Below are 3,040 nucleotides of genomic sequence, written 5' to 3'. Positions count from 1 at the left end.
GCTGCGCACCGCCGGCGCCGCCGCGCTGGCCGGCGCATCGCTCGCGCTCGGCCGCACCGCGTGGTCCGCGCCGCCACTGCGTAAACTGAAATTCGCCTGGAACCAGGGCGCGTTCTGCCTGACGCCGATCGTGATCGCGCAGGAGCGCGGCATCTTCGAGAAGAACGGCCTGCAGGTCGAGCTCGTCAACTACAGCGGCTCCACCGATCAGTTGCTCGAATCGATCGCCACCGGCAAGGCCGACGCGGCGGTCGGCATGATCCACCGCTGGCTGAAGCCGCTCGAATCGGGCTTCGACGTGAAGATCATCGGCAGCTCGCACGGCGGCTGCGTGCGCATGCTCGGCGCGAATCAGGCCAACGTGAAGACGCTGGCGGCGCTGAAGGGCAAGACGATCGGCGTGAGCGACCTGGCCTCGCCGGGCAAGAACTTCTTCTCGATCCTGCTGGCCAAGCACGGCATCGACGCCGAGCGCGACGTGAGCTGGCGCCAGTACCCGGCCGACCTGCTCAGCGTGGCCGTGGACAAGGGCGAGATCCACGCGATCGCCGACGGCGACCCGAACCTCTACCTGCTCGAAAAGCGCGAGCCGGGCAAGTACACGCAACTGGCCAGCAACCTGTCGGACGAATACGGTCACAAGGTCTGCTGCGTGATCGGCGCGCGCGGCGAGCTGGTGCGCAACGACCGGCCTGCCGCCGCCGCGCTGGCGCGCTCGATCGTCGAGGCCACCGACTACACGCGCGAGAATCCGAACGAATCGGCCAAGCTGTTCGCGAAGTACACGCCGAAGGTCAGCCCCGACGACCTGCGCAAGCTCTACGCGACGCTGACCTACGAGCACCATCCGACCAACGTCGATCTGCAGCAGGAAATCGCGTTCTACACCGACGATTTCCGCCGCATCGGCGTGATCAAGAAAACCACCGATCCGCAGCGCTTCGCGCAGGCGGTATACGCGAACGTACTGGGGTAACGCCATGGCCACGCCCGATTCCGCCACGCTCGACACGCGCCGCCGCCCGGCGGAACGCGTGCCGGCACCCTCTCCCGCCGCCAACGCCGCCGCCTGCTCGGCCTGCGCCGCACCGGCCTCGCCCGCGTCGCGCATCTGGGGCGCGGGCCTGATCGCCGCGCTCGCCTGGGCCGGCTTCGGTGCGATCGCGCAACGCGTGCCGAACCGCATCGTGGGCTTTTCCGACTGGGCCTACACCGAACAGATCGGCACGGCCGGCTGGGCGATCGCGGCGTTGATCGCGCTGCTCGCGCTGGCCGGCCCGTTCGTCGCGCCGGGCCGCGCGGTGCTTGCGCGGCTGCGCGCGGCCGGCCCGGGGCTCGCCGCGATCGCGCTGGGCCTGGCCGCCTGGGAAATCGCCACCGCCAAGACCGGCTGGCTGCCGACGCCGTTCTTCGCGCCGCCGCAGGCGCTGATCGAGGTCTATCTGGAAGACTGGCCGCGGCTCGGCGGCAGCGTGCTGAACTCGCTGAAGCTGCTGGCGGTGGGCGTGGGCGCGGGTGCGGCGGTGGGCTTCGTGGTGGGCGTGGCGGTGGGCTGGTCGCGCGCGATCGGCTACTGGGTGCACCCGGTGCTGCGCGTGGTCGGCCCGCTGCCGGCCACCGCGCTGCTGCCGCTGGCGTTCTACTTCTTCCCGTCGAGCTGGTCGGCCGCCGTGTTCCTGATCGCGCTGGCCACCGGCTTCCCGGTGGCGGTGCTGACCTGGTCGGGCGTGGCGAGCGTGGGCAAGGCCTATTACGACGTGGCCCGCACGCTCGGCGCGAACGCGCGCTTCCTGGTGCTGCGCGTGGCGATTCCGGCCGCGCTGCCGCAGGTGTTCGTCGGCCTGTTCATGGGCCTCGGCGCGTCGTTCACGGTGCTGGTGGTGGCCGAGATGATGGGCGTGAAATCGGGCCTCGGCTGGTATCTGACCTGGGCGCAGGGCTGGGCCTCCTACACCAACATGTATGCGGCGCTGATCGTCATGGCGCTGCTGTTCTCCGGCCTCATCACGCTGCTGTTCGTGCTGCGCGACCGCGCGCTGGCCTGGCAGAAAGGAACCGTCAAATGGTGATCGCCACCGCCGGCGAGGCCGCCTCGCGCGCCGCCGCCCCGCAACCGCCCGCCACCGGCGCACGCATCGACATCAGCCGCGCGAGCCACTGGTTCGACACGCCGAAAGGCCCGCTGCAGGTGCTCGACGACGTCACGCTGTCGGTCGCGCCCGGCGAATTCGTCGCGCTGCTCGGCCCGAGCGGCTGCGGGAAATCCACGCTGCTGCGGCTCGTGGCCGGGCTGGAGCCGGCCTCGCAAGGCAGCATCCATCAGGATGGCGAAGCGATCGAGCGGCCCGATCCGTCGCGCATCGTGGTGTTCCAGGATCCGACGCTCTACCCGTGGCGGCGCGTGCGCGCCAACGTCGCGCTCGGCCTCGATGCGCGCGGCGTGCCCAAGCGCGAACGGCATCGCGTGGACGAGGCGCTGGCGCGCGTCGGCCTCGACGATTTCGCCGACGCGTTCCCGCATCAGCTGTCGGGCGGCATGGCGCAGCGCGTCGCGCTGGCCCGCGCGCTGGTCAACGATCCGCGCCTGCTGATCCTCGACGAGCCGCTCGGCAAGCTCGATTCGCTGACGCGCATCTCGATGCAGAGCGAACTGGTGGCGCTGTGGCAGCGCGCGCGGTTCTCGGCGCTGCTGGTCACGCACGACGTGGAGGAAGCGCTGTTTCTCGCGCAGCGCGTGGTGGTGTTCGGCCCGCGCCCGGCCCGCATCGTGGCCGAGCTCGACGTCGACCTGCCCTACCCGCGCCATCGCGGCGATCCGCGCCTCGCGGAACTGCGCCGCACCGCACTTGCGCACCTGGGCCTCGATGCGAGCTGGTAGCGCACCACGCCGCGCGGGCCTGGCGCGATGAGCGCCGCGCCCGAGCTCTGGCTGAACCCGCTGCTGGCGGCGCTGCACGACGGCCAGGTAGCGCTCGGCGCGCTGGCCGACGCGCTCGGCCTGGCCGGCGGCAGCCATGGCCAGGCCGCCTGGCCGTGGAGC

Annotated in this window: 3 protein-coding genes; all 3 read left to right on the top strand. The window is 71.4% G+C overall.

Features of this window, described 5'->3' with window-relative positions; all coding sequences use genetic code 11:
* Window position 1 precedes the first annotated feature (1 nt).
* The 3 genes from G3N92_RS32485 to G3N92_RS32475 are packed head-to-tail and all read left to right on the top strand — an operon-like array spanning window position 2 to window position 2,878.
* Window positions 2-976, top strand: coding sequence for an ABC transporter substrate-binding protein (locus G3N92_RS32485; protein ID WP_241015167.1), 975 nt, complete (start codon window positions 2-4; stop codon window positions 974-976).
* 4 nt (window positions 977-980) lie between these two features.
* The gene (locus G3N92_RS32480; RefSeq protein WP_206131622.1) at window positions 981-2,069 is read left to right on the top strand and encodes an ABC transporter permease subunit; all 1,089 of its coding nucleotides are present in this window, start codon (window positions 981-983) and stop codon (window positions 2,067-2,069) included.
* The gene (locus G3N92_RS32475) at window positions 2,063-2,878 is read left to right on the top strand and encodes an ABC transporter ATP-binding protein (RefSeq protein ID WP_206131621.1); all 816 of its coding nucleotides are present in this window, start codon (window positions 2,063-2,065) and stop codon (window positions 2,876-2,878) included. The genes G3N92_RS32480 and G3N92_RS32475 overlap by 7 nt, the downstream gene beginning before the upstream one ends.
* Window positions 2,879-3,040 lie beyond the last annotated feature (162 nt).

This window comes from Burkholderia sp. Ac-20379 (genome assembly GCF_017104645.1).
Classification (GTDB): Bacteria; Pseudomonadota; Gammaproteobacteria; order Burkholderiales; family Burkholderiaceae; genus Burkholderia.
Note: the sequence above shows the minus strand (reverse complement) of the source record. Positions and strands in the feature narration are given on the sequence as shown.